At 72.3% G+C, this 20,407-nt stretch carries 11 protein-coding genes; all 11 read right to left on the reverse strand.

Features of this window, described 5'->3' with window-relative positions:
- Positions 1-3,873: an ATP-dependent RNA helicase HrpA gene (gene hrpA, locus BBA86_RS02815; RefSeq protein WP_065570192.1), complete on the reverse strand. Its 3,873-nt coding sequence runs from the start codon at positions 3,871-3,873 to the stop codon at positions 1-3.
- A 61-nt stretch (positions 3,874-3,934) separates the two neighbouring features.
- Positions 3,935-4,663 (reverse strand): hypothetical protein, encoded by a 729-nt coding sequence (locus BBA86_RS02820; protein ID WP_065572150.1) that lies wholly within the window; start codon positions 4,661-4,663, stop codon positions 3,935-3,937.
- Positions 4,664-4,680: 17 nt separating this feature from the next.
- The gene (locus BBA86_RS02825; protein ID WP_065570193.1) at positions 4,681-5,223 is read right to left on the reverse strand and encodes a hypothetical protein; all 543 of its coding nucleotides are present in this window, start codon (positions 5,221-5,223) and stop codon (positions 4,681-4,683) included.
- Positions 5,216-6,061 (reverse strand): PP2C family protein-serine/threonine phosphatase, encoded by an 846-nt coding sequence (locus BBA86_RS02830; protein WP_223247011.1) that lies wholly within the window; start codon positions 6,059-6,061, stop codon positions 5,216-5,218. The genes BBA86_RS02825 and BBA86_RS02830 overlap by 8 nt, the downstream gene beginning before the upstream one ends.
- 2 nt (positions 6,062-6,063) lie before the next feature.
- Positions 6,064-7,269 carry an FHA domain-containing protein gene (locus tag BBA86_RS02835; RefSeq protein ID WP_065570195.1) on the reverse strand — a complete coding sequence of 402 codons (1,206 nt, stop codon included), beginning with the start codon at positions 7,267-7,269 and terminating at the stop codon, positions 6,064-6,066.
- Positions 7,270-7,317: 48 nt separating this feature from the next.
- Complete coding sequence (locus tag BBA86_RS02840) at positions 7,318-9,795, reverse strand: transglutaminase domain-containing protein (RefSeq protein WP_065570196.1); 2,478 nt, start codon at positions 9,793-9,795, stop codon at positions 7,318-7,320.
- Complete coding sequence (locus tag BBA86_RS02845) at positions 9,792-11,141, reverse strand: DUF58 domain-containing protein (RefSeq protein WP_065570197.1); 1,350 nt, start codon at positions 11,139-11,141, stop codon at positions 9,792-9,794. The genes BBA86_RS02840 and BBA86_RS02845 overlap by 4 nt, the downstream gene beginning before the upstream one ends.
- A complete protein-coding gene (locus BBA86_RS02850; RefSeq protein ID WP_065572151.1) occupies positions 11,138-12,130 on the reverse strand; it encodes an AAA family ATPase in 993 nt (330 codons plus the stop codon). Before BBA86_RS02850 ends, BBA86_RS02845 begins: the two co-directional genes overlap by 4 nt.
- 49 nt (positions 12,131-12,179) lie before the next feature.
- Positions 12,180-18,077, reverse strand: coding sequence for an Ig-like domain-containing protein (locus tag BBA86_RS02855; protein ID WP_141677830.1), 5,898 nt, complete (start codon positions 18,075-18,077; stop codon positions 12,180-12,182).
- 30 nt (positions 18,078-18,107) lie between these two features.
- On the reverse strand, positions 18,108-19,265 hold the full coding sequence (locus tag BBA86_RS02860; RefSeq protein WP_065570199.1) for a serine/threonine-protein kinase: 1,158 nt from the start codon (positions 19,263-19,265) through the stop codon (positions 18,108-18,110).
- Positions 19,262-20,383 (reverse strand): FHA domain-containing protein, encoded by a 1,122-nt coding sequence (locus BBA86_RS02865; RefSeq protein WP_065572152.1) that lies wholly within the window; start codon positions 20,381-20,383, stop codon positions 19,262-19,264. Before BBA86_RS02865 ends, BBA86_RS02860 begins: the two co-directional genes overlap by 4 nt.
- Between the last annotated feature and the right edge of the window lie 24 nt (positions 20,384-20,407).

The following is a 20,407-nucleotide window of genomic DNA, read 5'->3' on the forward strand; positions in this document are numbered from 1 at the left end:
TCAGCCCGCGAGGGCCTTCGAGATCCGTTGCAGCGAGACGGGCTCGGCGGTGCCGAGGCGCTGCGCGAACAGGCTCACGCGGAACTCCTCGAGCAGCCAGCGGGCGTGCTCGAGTCGTGCCGGCGCTGCGGCCGGCAGCGGGAGGATGCCCCCGGCATCCGCGAACAGGCCTGCGGCCCGCTCGTACTCGGTCATCCGCTGACGGTCGCGACCGGGGTTGTCCCCGAGTCCGTCGACACGCTCCTTCGCGCCCTGCAGGTAGCGGGGGAGGTGCGCGAGGCGCGCGGTGCCGGTGCGGGAGAGGAACCCGGGGTGGATGAGGCCGGCGAGTTGGCCCTTCACATCGCCGAGGGCGGCGAGCAGGGTCATGGAGTTCTGGTTCTTCACCGCGCGCTCGACGTCCCGCTGGAGAGTGAGGATGCGGGCGGCGAGCGACACGGTCTGGAACAGCTCGTCGACGACCCGGGCGGAGAACGCATCGCGAGCTGCGGTGAAAGCGGCCTCGGTCCGGATGACCGTCTCGTCCATGACGGCGTCGGCGACCGCGACGCGCGCGTCCTCGATGAGCGCTTTGGCGGACGGGTACGGCGAGGCGGCCAGGGCCAGCTTCTCCGGAGCCGTCAGGTGGTCCATGACGTACGCCGTCGGGGAGGGGACGGCGAGCAGCAGCAGGCGCCGGGCGCCCGCGCGGGTCAGTTCTGCGGCGCGTTCGGCGGTCGACTCGATACGCAGCGACACGCCGTCCTTCGCGTCGACGAGGGCCGGGTACCCGCGGACGACACCGCCCGCGACCTTCGTGTCGACGACCTCGGGAAGATCCCCGACGTCCCACGTCGTGATCCCGGTGCGTTCGATCGGCGCGCTCGCCGCGGCGACGGCGGCGGCGGGGGATGCCGCCGGTTGGGGCCCGCGCTTCGGCGCGAGCGAGCGGGCGACGGACTCGCGGGCACGGCCGGCGAGTCGGTCCTGCAGCTCGCGCAGGTCGCGCGACGATGCGACGGTGCGCCCGCGCTGGTCGACGGCGCGGAACGAGACGCCCAGGTGAGCGGGAACGCGCTCGAGGTCGAAGTCGCGCTCGGTGACCGGGTGGTGCGCGACGCGCTGGATGCGCGCGGCCAGGGCTGCACGGAGGGTGGATGCCGGGAGCCCGTCGGTGTCCTCGGGCCCCGACCCGCGCAGCTCGTCGCCGAGGGTGGTCGCCCAGTCCGCGGCGGGGACGACGTGCCGGCGGATGGCCTTGGGAAGTGCCTTGATGAGACCGGTGACGAGCTCGTCCCGCATCCCCGGCACCTGCCAGTCGAACCCGTCGGGGCGCAGCTGGGCGAGGAGGGCGAGCGGCACGACGACGCTCACACCGTCGTCGGGAGCACCGGGCTCGAAGCGGTACGCGAGGGAGAGCACCTGATCGCCCTGTCGCCAGCGCGTCGGGAAGTCGCGCTCGTCGGTGCGGGCGGACTCGCCGAGCAGGTCGGCCTCGGTCATGTCGAGGAGCTTCGGCGTCCGGGGCTGCGTCTCGCGCCACCACGTCTCGAACGACCGCACGTCGAACACGTCGTGCGGTACGCGCGCGTCGTAGAAGGCGTACACGGCTTCGTCGCCGACGAGGATGTCGCGGCGGCGTTCGCGCTCCTCGATGCGCTCGAGCTGGCGTCGCAGCTCGCCGTTGCGCCGTTCGAAGGCGGTGAGCCGCTTGTCGAGGTGCTGACTGTTCCACTCGCCCTCGACGAGCGCGTGGCGCAGGAACAGCTCGCGCGCGAGATCCCGGTCGCGGCGAGCGAGCTGCACGCGACGGCGCGGGATGATCTCGACCCCGAAGAGCGTCACCTTCTCGGCCGCGACGGCGGCGCCGGCATCCTTCGACCAGTGCGGGTCGCTGAGGCTGCGGTGCGCGAGGTCGCCGGCGAGATCCTCGGCCCACGCCGGGTCGATCGCGGCGACGGTGCGGCCGAACAGGCGCGAGGTCTCGACGAGCTCGGCGGCCATGACGGCATCGGGGGAGGCCTTGCGAAGGCCTGAGCCGGGGAACACCGCGAACGAGGCGCCGCGCGCGCCACGGTACTGCGGCAGGGGCTTGCGGGCGTTCTTCTTCGCGGGATCGGTCGTGACCGAGCGTGTGTCGAGGATGCCGATGTGGGAGAGGAGCCCCGACAGGATCGCGCGGTGCAGCGCATCGGGGTCGGCGGCTCCCGCCGTCTGACGCGGGGCATCCTTGGACGAACCGGACCGGGAGAGCGTCGAGAGCTGACGGTGCACGTCGAACCACTCGCGGACCCGCACGTAGTTGAGGTGCTCGCTGCGGCAGAGGCGCCGGAACGCGCTCGAGCCGAGTTCGCGCTGCTGCTCGCGCAGGTGGTTCCAGAGATTCAGCAGCGTGAGGAAGTCGCTCGTCGGGTCGACGAAGCGCGCGTGCAGGCGGTCGGCCTCCTCGCGGCGCTCCTCGGGACGCTCTCGGACGTCCTGGATGGACAGCCCCGACACGATGGCCAGGACATCGCGCGAGACGCCGAGCTTCTCGGCCTCGAGCAGCATCCGCGCGAACCGCGGGTCGATCGGCAGGCGGGCGATGCGGCGGCCGAGGCTCGTGAGGCGCAGGGCGCCGGTACGGCCCCCCACAGCGCGGAGCTCGGTCAGGAGCTCGACGGCGGCCTTCACGCCGCGGCTGTCGGGCTTGGTGAGGAACGGGAACTCGGTGACGTCGCCGAAACCGAGCGACAGCATCTGCAGGATGACCGAGGCGAGCGAGGTGCGGAGGATCTCGGGCTCGGTGAACTCGGGGCGCGCCGCGAAGTCGTCCTCGCCGTACAGGCGGATGGCGATGCCCGCCGACGTGCGCCCGGCACGCCCGGAGCGCTGCTGCGCCGAGGCCTGCGAGATCGCCTCGATCGGCAGGCGCTGGATCTTCGAGCGCACGCTGTAACGCGAGATGCGCGCCGTGCCGGTGTCGACGACGTAGCGGATGCCGGGGACCGTGAGGCTCGTCTCGGCGACGTTCGTGGCGAGGATGATCCGCCGACGGACGCCGGCGACCGCTGACGGCTCGAAGACGCGGTGCTGCTCGGCGGAGGAGAGTCGGCCGTACAGCGGCAGCACCTCGGTGGGGCGGGCGTCCTTCGCGTACAGGCCGCGGACGGCGTCCATCGCGTCGCGGATCTCCGCTTCGCCGGGGAGGAAGACGAGCACGTCGCCGTCCGGCTCGCGGTCAAGTTCGCGGAGCGCCGCGAGGAGGCCGTCGACGTCGTCCTCGGACTCCTCGTCGTGCGCGCGGTAGCGGATCTCGACGGGGTACGTGCGGCCGGAGACCTCGATGATCGGGGCGGGGACGCGCTCACCGTCGGATCCCGTCGCCGCGAAGTGGGCGGCGAAGCTCTCGGGGTCGATCGTCGCCGAGGTGATGATCACCTTGAGGTCGGGGCGCTCCGGCAGGATGCGGGCGAGGTAGCCGAGGAGGAAGTCGACGTTCAACGACCGCTCGTGGGCCTCGTCGACGATGATCGTGTCGTAGCGGCGGAGGAGCCGGTCGCGGTGGATCTCGTTGAGCAGGATGCCGTCGGTCATCAGCGTGACCTGCGTGGCGTCGGTCACCTCGTCGGTGAAGCGGACCTTGTAACCGATCGCACCGCCGAGCGGCACCTGCACCTCGTGCGCGAGGCGCTCGGCGATCGAGCGGGCCGCGATGCGGCGGGGCTGCGTGTGCGCGATGCGCGTGCGGCCGAGTTCGAGGCACATCTTCGGCAGCTGGGTCGTCTTGCCGGATCCGGTGGCGCCGGCGACGATGACGACCTGGTTCTCCGCGATGGCGCGCGAGATCTCGTCCCGAGCGGCGCTGACGGGCAGCTCCGGGGGATACGAGATGACGGGGGCGGGTGCGGACACAGCCTTCGATGCTATCGCGCGGACCGGTGACGGCGGCTGCCCTGCGCGTCGGCGATGCGGCTCAGCGTTCGGACTTCTGCGATTCGTCGAGCAGCGGCAGATCGGCCGCCGTCACGAGGCGTGACAGGATCGCGTGCTCGACGAGGCGTGCGCGCCGGTTGGTGGCCAGCTTCCCGGCGCCGCCGCGGAGACCCTGCACGCCTTCGCGGTCGAACTTGTCGCACACGTTGTCGAGCTTGCGGTTGAAGGTCGTCAACGGCCACCCGAGCCGTTCGGCCGCCTTCGCCGATGTCGGGATCTGGCTCGAGCCCATCATCCCGCCGCGCAGGATCGGCTCGCACAGCGCGATCAGGAGGATGCGCTGGCTGGCGGTCAACGGCACCGCGCCGATGGTCGTGCCCCCGTCGGTGCTGTCGCCGTCGAGGCCGGTGACCCGGCCGGTGAATCGAGCCGCTCCGTTGCGGATCGTGAACTCGTACGTGTACGCCCCGGCGGAGAACATGACGACGAGCTCCGGGAACACGAGTGGCACACGAGTCCCGGGACCGAGCATGGCCTGGTACGCGCCGTCCGACGTCGCCAGGGCGACCGAGATCGACCGTCCCGTGTTGGTGAGCCACCACATGCCCTGGGAGGACTCGATCTCGAGCAGCCGTCGGTGCAGGTACGGGTTCGTGTCGATCACGAGATCGGCGTCCCGCCCGATCGAATACGTCTGGCCCGGCGTCGGGTGGAACCACTCGCCGCAGAACTCGATGCCGAGCTCCGCGGCATCCGTCTCGGCCGTCATCTCGATGTCTTCCGTCATCACATGCCCCCTTGAAAGATCTGGACGATGCCCCACACGGCGCCGGCGACCAGTGCCGCTCCCGCGATCGCAACGGCGACGATGCCCCCGCGGCGCGGGCGCCCGGAGGGTGCTGCGACGGGCGAGGTGGGTGGTGCGACGGGCGTGCGCGTAATCGCCGGGACGGTCTCGCCTCCGCGCGGCGAATAGACCGCCCGGGAAGCCAGGGTTCCCGACGCCGACGCGGAGCGCGGTGTGTCGGCGCGTCCGTGGACGATCGGGCGGCCGCCGGCATCCGGTGTCGAGCGAGGCTCGGCCACCCGCGTGGCGTCCTCTGTGCGTCGCTCGGCGAGCAGGGTCTCGTCGTCGGGTGTGCGTCGCTCGGCGAGCAGGGTCTCGTCGTCGGGTGTGCGTCGCTCGGCGAGCAGGGTCTCGTCGTCGGGTGTGCGTCGTGCGGCGAGGAGGGTCTCGTCGTCGGGTGTGCGTCGTGCGGCGAGGAGGGTCTCGTCGTCGGGCTCCTCGGACGTCACGCGGTGGGTGCGGTCGTCGACCGGATCAGTCATGACGTCTCCGGCGCGAGGGCACCGTCTCGACCTCGATGGTGCCGGAGGCGGGTTCGCTCGTGACGAGGCCGCCCGTCGTGTCCTCGAGGCGGGGGTGGATGCCGCCGCCCACCACGTCGACGACGATCGCTGTGACGTTGTCGCGGCCGCCGTGGGCCAGGGCCTGCGAGATCAGTGCGCCCGTGGTCTGGGCGGGCGATGCTCCGGAGAGGAGCCCGGCGCGGATCGCCTCGTCGGTGATCTCACCGGACAGGCCGTCTGAGCAGACGAGCAGGCGCTCGCCGGTGACGACCGGCAGAAGCCAGAAGTCCGCAGGGCTCTGCTCGCCGCCGACGGCTCGCGTGATGACGTTGCGTCCCTCGAACGTCGCCATGTCCTCACGGGCGAGACGCCCGGCATCCACCATCTCCTGAGCGATGGAGTGGTCGACGGTGAGTTGCTCCAGACGCTCCGACAACAGCCGGTAGACGCGCGAATCGCCGACGTTCACGACGAGCCACCGGTTCTCGCCGTTCTGCTGCACGGCGACGATGCCGGTGAGGGTCGACCCCGCGCCGCGCGTGGTCCGACGCGAGATCGCACCGACCGCGGCGTGGGCAGCGTGGACCGCATCCGCGACCTCTTCGGGCGTCACGTCCCCGCGGCCCACGAAACCGCGGAACGCGTCGATCACGGCGGCGGAGGCGAGATCGCCCGCCTCGTGACCGCCCATTCCGTCGGCGACGACGAAGACGGGGAAGCTCGCGAGGTAGGAGTCCTCGTTGACGCGACGGCGGAGCCCCGTGTCGGTGAGGGCGCCGCTGATGACCTCGAACGGGAGGGGTGAGGGCTCGCGCATCGTCATCGCGTGCCCGAGTCCAGGGTGAGCTCGGCATCGCCGAGGAGGAACCGGCCGGTGACCGGAGTCGGCGTTCCGACCGGGATTTCGGCGTCTCCGTCGCCGACGAGGACGCCGTTCGTGGACGACAGGTCGGTGATCGTCCAGCCGTCGTCCGTGCGCTGCAGGAGAGCATGGGTTTTCGAGACGGTGCGTGTCGCGTCTTCGATCGCGACGGTCTGCGCCCCGGGCTGGTCCGTCGGGGGCGTGGGATTGCGGCCGAGGACGACGACGGCGGCCGTGAGCGCGATCGTCTCTCCGGTCGGCAGACGAAGGGTGACGTTCGGTCGACGATGCGCGGCGAGAACGGTGTGCTCTTCGACCTCCGCCTCCGTGGCGGGAGCGGGGTCGAACCTCGGCGCGGCGGAGGGCGCGACCGGAGCGGACGCCGGCGTTGTCGGTGCCAGCGGCGGCGGCGACCAGGGATTCGTGGACGCGGGGGTCCCCGGCTGCAGGGGGACCGCGACGGGGGAGGGCGACGAGGGCGACGACGCGGGGACCGCAAGCGGGGGCGGCGGTGCGAAGGCGGTGGTGTCGGTGGGGAGGGCTGCGGCTGCGGGAGCGTCGGCCGCGGCGAACGGCGTCGGGGGGATGCCGCCGCGGGGGATTCCCTGCCAGGTCGCCGAACCCCACCCGATGATCGACGCCCAGACGGGCAGCAGAAGGGCGCCGAGGACGACGTACCCGCCGCTCCGGCCGAAGCCGCGATTGAGGGGACGCATCATCCGGAGCATGACGACGATCGCGGCTGCGGCGAAGACGAGGAAGAAGAGCATCGGGACGACGGTCGCAGCGAGGAGAGCGCCCGAAGCGTCTCCGCCCCCGCCGAACACCGCGTCCTGCGCCGACTGAGCGATCAGCGCCGCGGTAACCGACGCCAGGATCACGGTCAGGATGCCGCCGCCCACCAGGGCGGCAGCCCACCAGCCCGGCACGCCCGCCAGCTCGAACAGCAGCCAGAGATTCCAGACCGGGACCCATGCCCGACCCGGCGGCCGGTTCGCCTTGCGGAAGACGGCAGCGAGAGCCATCGACCCCCAGACGTACACGCCGATCGCGGCTATGAGCTGGACCACGACGGCGACGATCGATATCGCGGCGGCACCCGCCGATGCACCGACGGCGACCTCGGCGATCGGGAGCACGCTCTCCGTCGTCACGCTCTGCATGTGTCCTCGTCCTTCGTCATGGGTTCCCTCCGTCCCGCACCGCACACCCTATCGGCGCCGAGGCCGTGTGCGCGGGAGGAGCGATCGGAGCGACAGGCGCGCCCGCAGCCGGGCCCAGAAGCCCTTGTCGGCGGCGAAGCGGGAACGCTCCGCCGCGACGATCCGCCAGAACTCGTCGTTCTCCTCGGCCGTCGGCGGCGCCGCATCGAACACCGAACGGTCCGCCCACGTCGCCAGCCGTGTACCGGCGGTGCCGTCGGAGCCCTGCGCGAAGAGCTGCGCGAGCTCCTGCCGGGTCAGATGCGCCGGTGCGGTGTACCCGTGGTCGACTGCCGTGTCGACGTACTCCTCCCAGCCGCCGGTGAATCGTCCGGCCAGGTCGGGGCGCTGCCGCCGTCCCCGACGCCGGAGCGCCTTGACCGCGAGGACGGTGACGAGCGGGCCGACGAGGACGATGACGGCGAGCAGCGAGACACCGCCGACGCGGACGGTCGTCCACAGCGCCGAGAGGTCGGCCTGCTCGTCCGGTGCATCCTGCGCAGGACGCTCGCCGTCGGCGGGAGACGCATCCGCGGGCAGGACCGGCTCGGCCTCGTCCCGGCGGACGTCGGTCGGATTCTCGGGATCCCGTCGCTGCTCGAGGTCGGGGGAGGGGAAGCTCTCGTGCTGCGGCGTCACGTCGATCGGGGTCCACCGACCTGCGGCATCCCGCACCTCGATCCACGCGGCGAGATCACCGCCGCGGCACGCGCCGTCATCGCACACCGGAAGGTCGTCGGAGGATGCGAGTCGGGTGCCGACCACGACCCGGGCGTCGAAGCCGAGCTGGTCGGCGATGAGCATGCCGGCGACGGCGAACTGCTCGTCATCGCCCACGGCGGCGACGAGATCCGCATCCGAACCGCCGGGCACCTCCGCTTCGCGGTCGAGGAGCTGGGTGAAGAGGACGCCGATGCGGTCCGCCGAGTGGCCCGCACGGGAGGATTGGAAGCCTCCCTCGCCGAGGTCCTCCAGCCATGCGGGCGGCTGACCCGGGGTGAGCTCCAGCGCATGGCTCAGGTAGCCGCGTGAGCGCAGCCGATCGAGCAGGGTGTCGAGACCTGTCCCTCCCGATCCCGCCTGCTGAGCCTCGATCCAGTCCGTCAGCGACGCCGGGACCACCTCCGGCGGCAGCGACGGACCGGTCCGCGACGGGGTGAGTGACGAGATCGGCTTCGCGGCCGGTTCGGGCTCCACCTCGAGGCGGTACGCGTCCCCCGCCCTGAGTGCGGGGTCGGCGATCTCGATGGCGCTTCCGGTCGCCGCGTTGTGGAAGAAGCCGTCGGCGAGGTCGGCCGAACGTGGGCCTTCGAACCCGATCGCGCGGAGGATGCCGATGGTCGGCACCCAGATGCCGGTGCCGGTTCCCATCCGCACGGTGACGACCGCCGTACCGGGGGCGCTGTCATCGAGGCTCGAGGGCACGCGGGTGAACGAGGTCGACGGATCCGCCGGACCCGCGGCAGGATCGATCGCCCGGACGGTGCGACCGTCGTAGAACGGCAGCGTCGCCAGTCGCACCCGGTCGATCCCCGCCGACGCCGCCACAGTGAACAGCGTCTGGTCGTACCGCTCGTCGGTGAACGACCCGCGGTAGGAGGCGAGCGGGCTGGGTGCGCGCTCGAGTTCGAGGATAGGGTCGACGACGCTTCGCGCGACGGCCCGGGGGTGGTCGGCGAGAGCCCACGGGCCCCAGACCGCTGCGAACGCGACCGCGACGACCACCATCCCGGCCGCCGTCGCCGCGCGCGCCGCACCGCCTCGGCGACGGTCCCCGGAAGCTCGCACCACACCGGTCGCGGCACTCGCGGTCGCCAACGCGCGCCGGCGCTCGTCGCTCGTGCGCCAGATGACCGCGACGAGGGACATCACGAGCGCGGCGAGACCGACCAGGGTCTCGGGCTGAACCGACACCGGACCGAGGCGCAGGGGCGTCGCCAGCGAGCGCGCACCGAAGGTCACCCCGAAGACGGTCGGAAGGAGCGCGACGGCGACCGCGGGCATCCACCATCTCGTTCCCCGCCAGGCGATGGACAGCGCTGCGGCGGCGCTGCCGAGGAAGACCAGCAGGGTGGGAGCGAGCGTCGCCTGGTAGTTGCCGAGGGGCAGTTCGAGGGTCAGGAGGTCCTTCCAGCCGGTCACCGGGGCGGTCGCGACGTCCGCCAATGCCCGGAGCGCGGCGTCGGCTCCGGAGAGGGATCCCGTCGCTGCGACGGGCACGCCGAGGGCGAGATAGGCGCCGAGGGCCGCGAGGGCGACCCACCAGCCCGACCAGCGCCACCGGGTGCCCATCGCGGCCACGACGTGTCCGGCGGCGATGCCGATTGCGACGACCACGATGAACGCGACGCTGCGGTAGATGGGCCAGGCCGCGACCGCGCCCACAGTGAGGAGCAGGTCGATGACGACGGCCTGTCCGACGTAGAACCCGGCCCGCGAGGGACCCGGACGGCGGCGGGCGCCGCGACGGGTGGTTGGTGAGGTCACGACTGCCCGCCTCGGGCCAGGAGCTGCCGGAGGTCTTCGAGGAGTCCGATCGAGATGACGGTCATGCTCCCGAGGCGACGGATGCCGGGGGCAGCCGTCGGCGCGCACACGAGGGCGACGACGGCGACCTCGGAGCCGAACGCGAGGGCCGCGCTCTGCAGCTGGCTGGGGGTGGGCGCAGAGCCGCACACGAGGAAGGCGATGGAGGCATCCGGGTGACGTCCTGACGCGAGCGTCGCGACGTCGCGCAGCCGACTAGGGTTCTCGCCCCGCTCGATGCCGGCGAGCTCGTCGAGGAGCGTGCGGCTGGAGACGGTCGCGAGGGTGCGGAAGGTCCGCATGCGGCTGCGGGCGAACTCGGGGATCTCGGCGCCCGCGACGACGTCGACGTCGCGTCCGTCGCGGATGCCTCGTACGCCGATGGATGCGGTGGCGCTGACGGCGAGCTCGAACTCGTCCTCGTCGGCGTACTCGTCGGCGCCGAGGGCGAGGACGAGGATCATGCGGGAGCGGCGGGTCTCCTCGTACTGGCGCACCATCATGGCGCCGGTCTTCGCCGTCGACTTCCAGTGCACCTGCCGGGGGGAGTCTCCGGGGACGTAGGGTCGCAGCGCGTGGAACGAGAAGTCGGCGTCGACGATGGTCCGGGACGGGCTGCCCTCGAGGTCACGGATCAGGCCGGTCGCGGAACTGCGCAGCGCGGTGGTCACGGGGTGGACGAAGAGCGTGTGCGTGTCCTGCCAGGTGGCTTCGCGGGTCAGGATGCCGAGGGGGTCGCCCCGGACGGTGCGTGCGGGGCCGACCGTGATGACACCGCGGTGCTGCGTCGGGATGGCGACCGTCTCGGTGAGCTCGTGGCCCGGGCGCAGGAGCGGGACGTGCACGTCGACGAGGCCGTTCCCGACCGGCAGGTCGACCCGGCCCGGAAGGGCCGTTCGCCTGCCGATGTTGGTGACCACCAGAGCACCCTCCACCGGGGTTCCTGCCACGACGCGGTCGTGGGCCAGGCGGAGGGTGACCTGGTACGCCCTCGCCCCGAACAGGAAGGGGATGGACAGGGCGAGGAGCAGGAGGCCCGCCCCGCCGGCGACGGTGAACTCGAGCAGACCGAAGCCGAACCCGACGCCGAGCCCCAGGGTCGTCAGGGTGACGACCACCCACCCCGCGGGCGCGACGGTGTCGGCGATGTTCCGCGCGCCTCGAAAAGCGGCGCGGCGGAGTCGTCGCCAACCCTGCACGCCGCGGACGGCGAGGACGGTCGTCGAGCCGGCCGTGCCGTAGCTCGTGCGGGTGTATCCCGTCGCCGCCGAGGTGCGGGTGAGTCGGGACTCGGTGGACGAGCTCACACGTTCTCTCGCTGACGACGTTCGTCCGCGCGCTCCTGCTGCGTCGGCGGTACGACGTAGAGCAGGACCTGACCGATGACGGCCTCGGCGGTGACGCCGTCGAACTCCGCTTCGGGATCGAGGATGAGGCGATGGGCGAGGACCGGGACGGCGAGCGCTTTCACGTCGTCGGGAGTCACGTAGGTGCGTCCGTGCGCCAGAGCCCAGGTCCGCGACGCCTTCGTCAGGGCCAACGCACCGCGGACGCTCACTCCGAGACGCACCTCCCGTGCGAGACGCGTCGCGTCGACCAGGCGGGCGATGTAGTCCAGGACGAGAGGGGCGAGGTACCCGCCGCGCGCGATGTCGGCCATGCTGACGATGCCCTGCGGAGTGACGACGGGCGCCACCTCACGGGAGGCCTCGCCGGACGCCTCGAGGATCCGCAGGGTCGCGGCGTGGTCGGGGTAGCCGAGCGAGGTCTTCATGAGGAAGCGGTCGAGCTGGGCCTCGGGTAGCCGGTAGGTGCCGGCCTGTTCCACCGGGTTCTGCGTCGCGACGACGAGGAATGGAACCCCCACGTCCCGGGTGATGCCGTCGACCGTGACGTGGCCTTCCTCCATCACCTCGAGGAGAGCGGACTGGGTCTTGGGGGACGCGCGGTTGATCTCGTCGGCGAGAACGACGTTGGCGAAGATCGGGCCCTGGTGGAACTCGAACTCGCCGCGCCGCTGGTCGTAGACGGTGATGCCGGTGACATCGCCCGGGAGCAGGTCCGGGGTGAACTGGATGCGGGAGCTGGTTCCCTGGACCGAACGACCCATTGCGCGCGCCAGCGATGTCTTCCCTGTACCGGGGTAGTCCTCGAGGAGCAGGTGGCCCTCGGACACCATCGCCGTGAAAGCCAGCTCGATGACGTGGCGCTTACCGAGCACGACCTGCTCGACGTTGTCGACGAGCGTCGTGAAGGTCTCGGCGAACCAGGCGCTCTGCTCCTGGGTGATCGTCATCGTGTTCCTCTCGAAGAACGGGTGATCCGGGCGGTGATGCAGCAGTCCCTCACGGGGCACCGTCGGTCGGGGTCGGGGTCGGGGTCGGAGTGGGGGTCGGCTGCTCGATCTGCTGGCAGTCGACGGTGATGCTGACGGCCCTGAGCTCTCTCAAAGCGCCGGTCCAGTCGATCGTGTACGTGACGCGCCGAGGGCCCGCGGCGCGCTCGTCGACGTCCTTCGCGACCGTCGCCACGTCGCTGCCGATGTCGCGGGGGAACCAGTCCCTCACCGCCTCGTCGGAGCGGCAGGAGGGGATGTCGTCGGTGGCGACGTAGACGGGCCAGTCGGCGCTGCGAGCTTCGGGCTCGATCGGGGTCGGGTCTGAGCATTCCGCGTCGAACCCGAGGAACGTGTCGCACCACACGGCACCCCAGCGGTCGCCGGGCTGATTGAGTCGCGGCGCGAACGCGTCCACGGCTCGACCGTTGAGCCGGTAGCGCAGCTGTGCTCCCTCGAACGGGGGCCTTCCGGCGTCGCTGTGCCCGCTCGCCGCGTACGTGAAGCCGGAACGCTGGTCGCCGGTGGGCGTCCTCGACACCGAGTAGGTCAGGGCTCCCGGGGCGGACACGCTGCCGGTCGGCCGGGCGGTGATCTGGTCGTTCGTGACGCCGAACCCCGCGATGCCGTTGAAGGTGCTCGTCACGCAGACGTAGATCGTCTTGCGTTGGAAGGCGACGGCGGGGAAGGTCCGACTCGACGAACGGGTGTCGGGCGTGCAGGCGGGAGACTCGCTGAACCCGAACAGCGGCTCGGTCCCGGCGCTCTGGCCGGTGACGCGGACCGACACCGTCATCGAGCTCGACGTCGTCGTTTCGGACAGCTCGATGGTGGGTGCCCCCACGCCGTGGGCGGACAGCTGAAGAGAACGTCCCTCGCTGGAGCCGCCGGCGATGGGCGGCAGCTCGAACTCGGTCAGCGGAGTGGCGGTGAGCTCGGTCGGGTCGTTGGAGCCGACGCGGTACTTCGCGAACGTCGCCGTCCCCCCGCTCACCGGCTGCGTCGCGCTCCCCGCGACCCCGCCCGACAGGCGCACGGTGCCCGTCGTGTCGTCGAGTCCCGTCACGGTGACCGTCGCGAGGCCTCCCTCGCCGCCGTTCGGATCCGGTTGGAAGGATGCCGCGGTCGGCCGGGCCGGCGGACGGTAGGACCACGCCGTGGTCCGGACGGCACCGCGCGAGGCGCCGACGTCGTTCGTGGCCCGCGCCTCGTACACCCGCTGCTCGCCGACAGGCGCGGAGATGGGGGAGCACACGCCGGAGGCGGGACAGGTCGCCACCTCGCGGCCTCCCGTCGTGATGCGGTAACCCTGGACGGCGGGGTAGGAACCGGCATCCGATGTCACCCGGAGGCTCACCGTATCCTCGCTGAACGCGGTCCACTCGACGCGCGTGGGGTTGGCCGGAAGACCTCGCAGGTCCAGCACGATCGAGCCGTTGCGGTCGCCGCTGGATTGTCGCCCCTGGGCGTCCTCGACGACGAAGGTCCCCGCGCAGCGCGCCGCCCCTTCGGCATCCGAGCTCCAGCTGGCCCGGACGGCGCGGTCTCCTGCGGGCGCGAATCGCACGCCGTCGCAGTTGCCCGAGCTGGCCGCGCCGACCACGCGCAGGGGCGTCCCGGGCAGCGGGTTGACCTCGCCGTCGGCGCCGACGACGTCGATCGTGCAAGACGTGGTCCCGTCGGCCTGCGAGCAGGTCTTCACTGCAGAACCGCCGCGGGGCAGCGTGGAGGGCGAGGGGCCGACCGTCAGGATGAGGTTCGAGGCGGCGGCATCGGGATGGCTCGGCAGCGAAACCGTCACCTGCTCCTCGCGGCCGGGGCGCGCCTCGTCCCGCCCGGTCACCGTCACGACGGCGTCCTTCCGCGTGACCTCGAACTGGTCGCCGCTGTAGGAGATGTCGAAGTCGAGCGCACCGTCGTCGGCAGCGCCAGCCCACCGCACCATGCGGGTGAGGTCGAACGTCTGCGTCTGCCCCGGGCGCACCCCGATCGACGCGCTGCGCAGCGACGGCTGCGGGATCTCCGCCTCGATCTGCACGGGCACCGAGAGGACGGTCGACGTGTCTGCGCCGGCCAGTCGCGCCGTCACGATGCACGAATCGGTCCACGGCGCCCCTCGTCCCGCGCTGTAGCGGATGACCGTGCCCGACACGAGGCGGCAGGTCGCCTCCGACCGGCCGCCGCCGGCCTTCGTCCGCGCATCGTCGACCAGGAGCGTCGCGTCCTCGGGGAGGGCGACCAGGTCGGCGAGATCCGCGTCGATGCTCTCGCCTTCGCGCACCCTGAGCGGCTCGGCGCCCGCGCGCAGCGTGAGACGGACCTCGTCCGTCCCCGGCACGCGGAGGAACCCGTAGGTGGTGACCTCGGTGCCGTCGAACGCCGTCCCCGTCACCTCGAACGGGATGAGGCGGCTCCGGGCCGGCAGCTCTCCCGAGATCTCCCAGCCGGACACGCGCAGATCACCCGGGGCGCCCCACAGGCGCAGGGCCAGCGACGACGGGTCTCCACCGGTCCAGGCGACCTTGCCGCTCAGGACGTCGACACCGGTCGGGAACTGGTCCCGGTCCTCGATGGTCAGGACGGTGTCCGACACGACGGGGTGATCGGGCACCGGGTCGCGCACCACCTTGATGACCAGCAGGCCGATGGCGGTGTCGCCGTCGGCGTTGGCGACCTCGTAGGAGTACGAGAACGTGCCGAGGGCGGTTCCGGCCCTCACCGTGACCGCCGGACCGTCGACGGTGACACGCTCGGCGAGGGCCGCGTACTCGGGGCTGTCCGCCGGCGCGTTCGGGACGACGTCGGTGAGCTCGAGAGCGCTGCCGAACGGGTCGACGTCGTTGTCGGCAGGCCGGACGACGACGGTGCTGTCGGCTCCCGCCTGCACCTGGACGTAGTCGCTGAACGTCACGGGACTCGGGTCGCTCTGCCGACCGATGACGCCGACGCGGACCTCCCCGACGCCGGTGGCACCGCGGGCATCCTTCACCTGGTACTCGAACCGCACCTGCCCGGACGTGCCTTCGCTGCTCGTGTAGACGATCGACCGCCCGTCGGCGGAGATCGTCGCGGAACCCTGCTCCGGCTGAGTCGTGATGGCGTCCAACGCGACGTCGTCGCCATCCGGGTCGACGGCGTACGGATCGAAGCGGATCGTGACCGACTGGCCGGCTACCACGCGGCCGACGAGGGCGCGGGGCACGGGTGCGCGGTTCTCATCGCCGCCGGTCACCGTCACCGTGACGCGTGCCGTGTCGACGACCTCGGGGAAGCCCAGGCGGTAGATCGTGTAGGTGAGGGCGTAGGTACCGGCCTCGCGGGGTGCGAGATAGCGGAGCACGCGCCCCGAGGCGAAGGCGAGGCCGCCCCCGGTCTCGTTGACGATCGACGAGGGGTCGATGCCGACGAGGGATCCCGCGGGTGCGCGGTCGTTGTCGAGGACGGGGATGTCCACCTGCGTCCCGCCCCGCACCGTGACGGCGTCATCGACCGCGATCGGCTGCTCCGCCGAGCCCGAGGGGAGCAGGATGACGGTGACCTCGCCCTCCGCGGTCGTCGCCTCGCCACCGCCGTCGGTGAGCGTGTAGCGGACGACCCCGAGGCGGCCGGGTCGGCCGTCGTCGGTCGTCCCGCTCACGCGGAGGAGGCTCTGCCCCACGAGGTCGACACCGAGCGACGCCGTCGGGTCGCTGTCGGGCCGGACGTCCTCGAGCAGGAGGACGAGTCCGGCCGGGTTCGCCGCGGCCGAGGCGACGTCGATCGTCGCATCCTCGCCGGGGCGGACGAAGGCGGTGAGGGGCGGCGTCGTCACGACGGTGTCGGCGGGTTCGCGGACGGTGACGCGCGCGAGGGCCGATGCTTCGGTGACGCCGTCCCGCACGGAGTAGTGGACGACGTACGATCCCGCCTCACGCGCTGTGAAGGTCATGCGCAGAGCCGACGGAGTGGGGGTCACGGTGGCGCGCTCGGAGTCGAGGGCGACGAGCGATCCGATCGTCAGCGGACCCGACGCGCCGGTGATGTAGGGGGTGAGGTCGACGTCCAGCGGTTCGCCGACGACGCCGGTCACCGCGAACGACTCGGCCTGCAGGTCGGGGGCGGGGGTCACCTGGACCGTGACAGCCTGCGTGGTCGTGGCGCCGCGGGAGTCCGACACCACGATCGGAACCGGGATGCTGGCGGCCTCCGTCGCGCTCGGATCGGGATGCTGGTAGGTGAACTCGCCCTCGGGGGAGGTCGTGGCCGTCCCCACGGAGGGGGCGCCGTCGATACCGGCGAGGTACACCGGGTCGCCGTCGGGGTCGACCCAGCCGCGGAGGAGGTCGGCGGAGACGGTACCCCCGGGCGCGACGGGCAGGACCGGCCAGGTGGCCAGGCAGTCGGGCACGCCGCACCAGACGGGGGGCGAGTTCTCCTCCTCGGGCACGACGCGGACGGTCACCGTCGCGTCCTCCGACAGGCGCCCTCCCGACGAGGTGCCGTCGGTCACGCGGTACCGGAAGGTCGTCGTCCCGGTCGCGTCGGGGGCGACGTCGAGGGCGATCTGCTGTTCGGCGCCGGTGATGCTCGCACGGCCGAACGCGGCATCCACCCCGTCGAATCCGCCGACGTCGATGCTGAGGACGTCCTCATTCGGATCGTGGTCGTTCAGCAGCACCGGGAGCAGGGCGACGGACCCGGCGCGCACTCCGAACTCGTCGTCCACGGCGACGGGCGGTTTGGGTTCGAGGACCCGCTCCACATCGTCGTCGGTATCGGGCGCGGCTTCGCTCGTGTCCTCGGGGCGCCACTGCTGCGACGACGGGACGAGCGCCCCGTCGGGGACCCGCCACACCCAGCCGGACCCGCGGTCGTTGACGGCCAGCCGCGATCCGTTGCCGACGAACACCGGGTCGACGCCGTCGCCGATGTCCGCACCGGCGTAGTCGAGGGGGACCGTCGCGTTCGGTCGTGCGCTGGACCAGAGGCTCCCGCCGCCGGTTCCGTCGCCGAGCCAGGCCGCGTTGACGGCGTCTCCGGACGGCGTAGGGACGGCAGGGGAGCCGAGGCCCGGCGACTCCAGCGGCCGGTCTGCGGTCCCCGCCTCGAGGGGCACGCGCGTGATTCCGGTCGGGTCGGCGATGTAGGCGGCGTCGCCGCTCGTCGCCGCGCGCTGCAGCAGCGCGCCGGAGAGCGGGGTCGTCCGCACCAGGTCGTCCCGACCGCGCACGGCGACGTCGCCCGTCGTGACGTCGTAGAGGACCCAGCGTCCCCCGACGGCGCTCAGTTGAGCGTCGGCCGGGGCGATGGGCGTCTCGTCCTGTCCGAGGATGCGTCCTGTGGCGGCGTCGGCGCGGACGACGAGCTCCTCGCCGGGTGAGTACGCGTACACGACGCCGTCGGCGTCGACGGCGACGGCGGATGCCGAGAAGCGCGGCCCCTGCTCGTCGGCACCGCGCTCGACCTCGGCGTACGGGTCGATGGGGGCGGCCGCGCCCCCGCCGGACAGGGTCGCCCCGAAGACGCCGCCGCCCTCGGTCCGGTACACGATCGCGTCGCCGGCGGTGACGATCTCGACCGTGCCGGCGGGCGTCGGCGCCGTGGTGTCCTCGTCCTCGCCGGTCAGATCGGCGGGCTGGGCGAGGTCGACGTCGGAGAAGGCGGAGCCGCCCTCGCTGAACACGAACAGGCGGTCGGAGGTCTGCGCGACCTGGGTGCCGTTGACGACCTGCTTGACCGTATCGATCTCGCGGAGGTCGAGGTTGACGCGCGCGTACCCGCTGCCGGCGCCGGTCTGCAGCGCCCACACGGTGGGATCCTCGACGGGAGTCTGCTGCGCGTCGTACCCGGGCCAGACGACGGCGAGCGTGCCGACGACGGCGACGATCGCCGTGACCGCGCCCGCGCCGATCCAGGTCGACCTGCGCACGCGTGGCCGTTCGCTGTTCGCCGGCGCCATTCAGCCCGCCCCGCCGAGAACGATGACGGTGGTCGCCGCGGCTGCTGCCGCGACGACGACGCCGGCGCCGACGACGAGCGCGACGAGGGTGCCGCGTCCCATCCGCCGTGCCGGCTCCGCGCCGGCGAGGATCGTGCCCTCGTCGGGCCGTCGCGCCGGTGTGCTGCGGCGACGCTCGGGGCGCGACGAGGCGTAGTCGACAGCGGGGCGGACGGGGCCGCGAGGGCGATCGTCGGCGAAGTCGACGGTCGCTCCCGCCGCTGCCCACTCGTCGACGGCGACCTCGAGCGGCGTGTGAGGCACGCCCAGACCGTGCTGGATGACCTGCAGGTCGTGCGCGAAGGCCGCAGCGGACGGATGCCGGGCGGAGGGATCCCGGCTCAGGGCTCTCGCGAGCACGGCATCCAGCTCGGGAGGGACGTCGGGGCGCCCGATCGGCGTGTAGACGGCCTTGCGGATCCGCGCCTTCAGCTGGTCTCGGGTGTTCTGTCCCCGGCCGGGACGTTCGAAGGGGCTGCGACCGGCGAGGAGGGAGTAGACGGTGGCGCCGAGGCTCCAGACCTCCGCGGCGATCGAGCCGGAGACGCGCTCATCGACCACCTCGGGTGCGGACCACGGAACGGACATCGCGAAGACCTCCTCCGTGTCGGGGCGCGCCTCGACGGCGGCGGCGATCCCGAAGTCGGACAGGACGGGCGAGCCGAACGCGGTGACGAGGATGTTCGACGGCTTGATGTCGCGGTGCAGCAGGCCGGCGCGATGGGCCGTCTCGAGTGCGGAGCCGATCTTGACCCCCAGCTGCAGCACCTCCGCCACGGGGATCTCCTCGCGGCGGTAACGGTGGGTGAGCGAGGTCGGGCAGTACTCCATGACGAGGTACGGCCGACCGTCCGCCGACACGGACGCCTCGTGGATCGTCAGGATCGACGGATGAGCGCTCAGGCGCGCCATGACGTCGGCCTCGGCGTTGAACATGCGCAGCACGTTCTCGTCGACCACGTCCTCCAGCAGAACCTTCACGGCGACGGGGCGCCGGGGGAGGTTCTGTTCGAAGAGGAACACGTCGGCGAAGCCGCCGGCGCCCAGCGGGCGGACGTACGTGAACCCGGAGAGCCCGGGTGGCGAGGAGGGGAGCCTGCTGGACACGCGGTCGATCATCCCCCCGTCGAAGGCTCGAGCGTGTCGAAGACGGCGGTCACACCGTCGCCGAGGTCCAGTTCCGTCCCGACCGGCACGCGGGAGGCCGCGCCTCCGCGCAGCAGCGCCGCCGCGCCGGTGGGCGGGCGCACGATGGTGCCGTTCGTGGAGCCCAGGTCGCGGACCACCAGGGTGGCGCCGTCGAGGACCGCCTCGAGGTGCGTTCCCGAGATCTCCTTGTGCGGCGAGGGCACCCGCTCGATACGGGCTTCGGGGTGGTCGGCCGAACGCGGCCCGCGGCCCAGGACGACGGGCCTGTCGAGGGGAACGGTCCGGCCGCCGGGCAGCCGCAGGGCGTACGACGTCGCCGGTGCGGCAGAGCGAGAGCCGCGTCGCGAGCCGAACCGCGTGTGCTCGTCCGGGAGGTCCCCGGCGCGGGTGTCCTCGCGGAGGAAATCGGGCAGTTCGAGGTCGTCCTCATCCTCGAAGAGGCGCGCGAACAGGCTGCGGTCGACCGAGATCGTCTGGAGGACGTCGATCTCCTCGTCGCGGGCCGCGGGAGCAGGGGCGGCAGGAGCCGACATCGTCGGGGTGATCGTCGGGACGGCTACCGTCACCGGGGCGAGGGTCCCTGGGGGCACCTCGCCCGCGGCGGCGGGCGTGACATCGGCATCCGGTTCGCGACCGGCGGGGAAGGGACGTCCCCACGACAGTTCGTGGGCGCGCGTGACCCCGAGACCGAGAGGCAGCAGGTCGCCGCCGGCTGGCCCGGTCCCGAGGGCGAGACGGATGCCGACGGCCCCCGCGAGCGCCGTCTCGATCCACGTCCGCGCCTCGGCACCCGACACGCGCGTGCGATCCGAGGTCTCGACGATCGCCGCGCCCCGTACGGCGACGCGGACCGGCTGCGCCTCGTCGTCGGGGAACTCGGCGACGGCGAAGTCCGGGAGATCGTGGATCCCGCCGGCGACGAGCACGCTGAGGACATCCTCCAGGACGGCGGTCTCGGCCACCGCGGCGTTCCACAACCGAGCGATCACGCCCTCCGCGACGGCCGCGCCGAGCAGGATGGCGAAGCGATCACCGGCGATGGCGTACCCCGCCTCGGCGGCGAGCGTCGGGGTGGGGTAACGGAACACGGTCACAGCCTACTGATCGGTCGC

This window comes from Microbacterium oleivorans, assembly GCF_001691565.1.
GTDB classification, from domain to species: domain Bacteria; phylum Actinomycetota; class Actinomycetes; order Actinomycetales; family Microbacteriaceae; genus Microbacterium; species Microbacterium oleivorans_B.

Bases quoted from the DNA above. Each gene is read 5' to 3' on its own strand.
- BBA86_RS02835 (WP_065570195.1), bottom strand. From the start codon at position 7,269: ATGCAGAGCGTGACGACGGAGAGCGTGCTCCCGATCGCCGAGGTCGCC.
- BBA86_RS02825 (WP_065570193.1), bottom strand. From the start codon at position 5,223: ATGACTGATCCGGTCGACGACCGCACCCACCGCGTGACGTCCGAGGAG.
- BBA86_RS02820 (WP_065572150.1), bottom strand. From the start codon at position 4,663: ATGACGGCCGAGACGGATGCCGCGGAGCTCGGCATCGAGTTCTGCGGC.
- BBA86_RS02830 (WP_223247011.1), bottom strand. From the start codon at position 6,061: ATGCGCGAGCCCTCACCCCTCCCGTTCGAGGTCATCAGCGGCGCCCTC.
- BBA86_RS02860 (WP_065570199.1), bottom strand. From the start codon at position 19,265: ATGATCGACCGCGTGTCCAGCAGGCTCCCCTCCTCGCCACCCGGGCTC.
- BBA86_RS02850 (WP_065572151.1), bottom strand. From the start codon at position 12,130: ATGACGATCACCCAGGAGCAGAGCGCCTGGTTCGCCGAGACCTTCACG.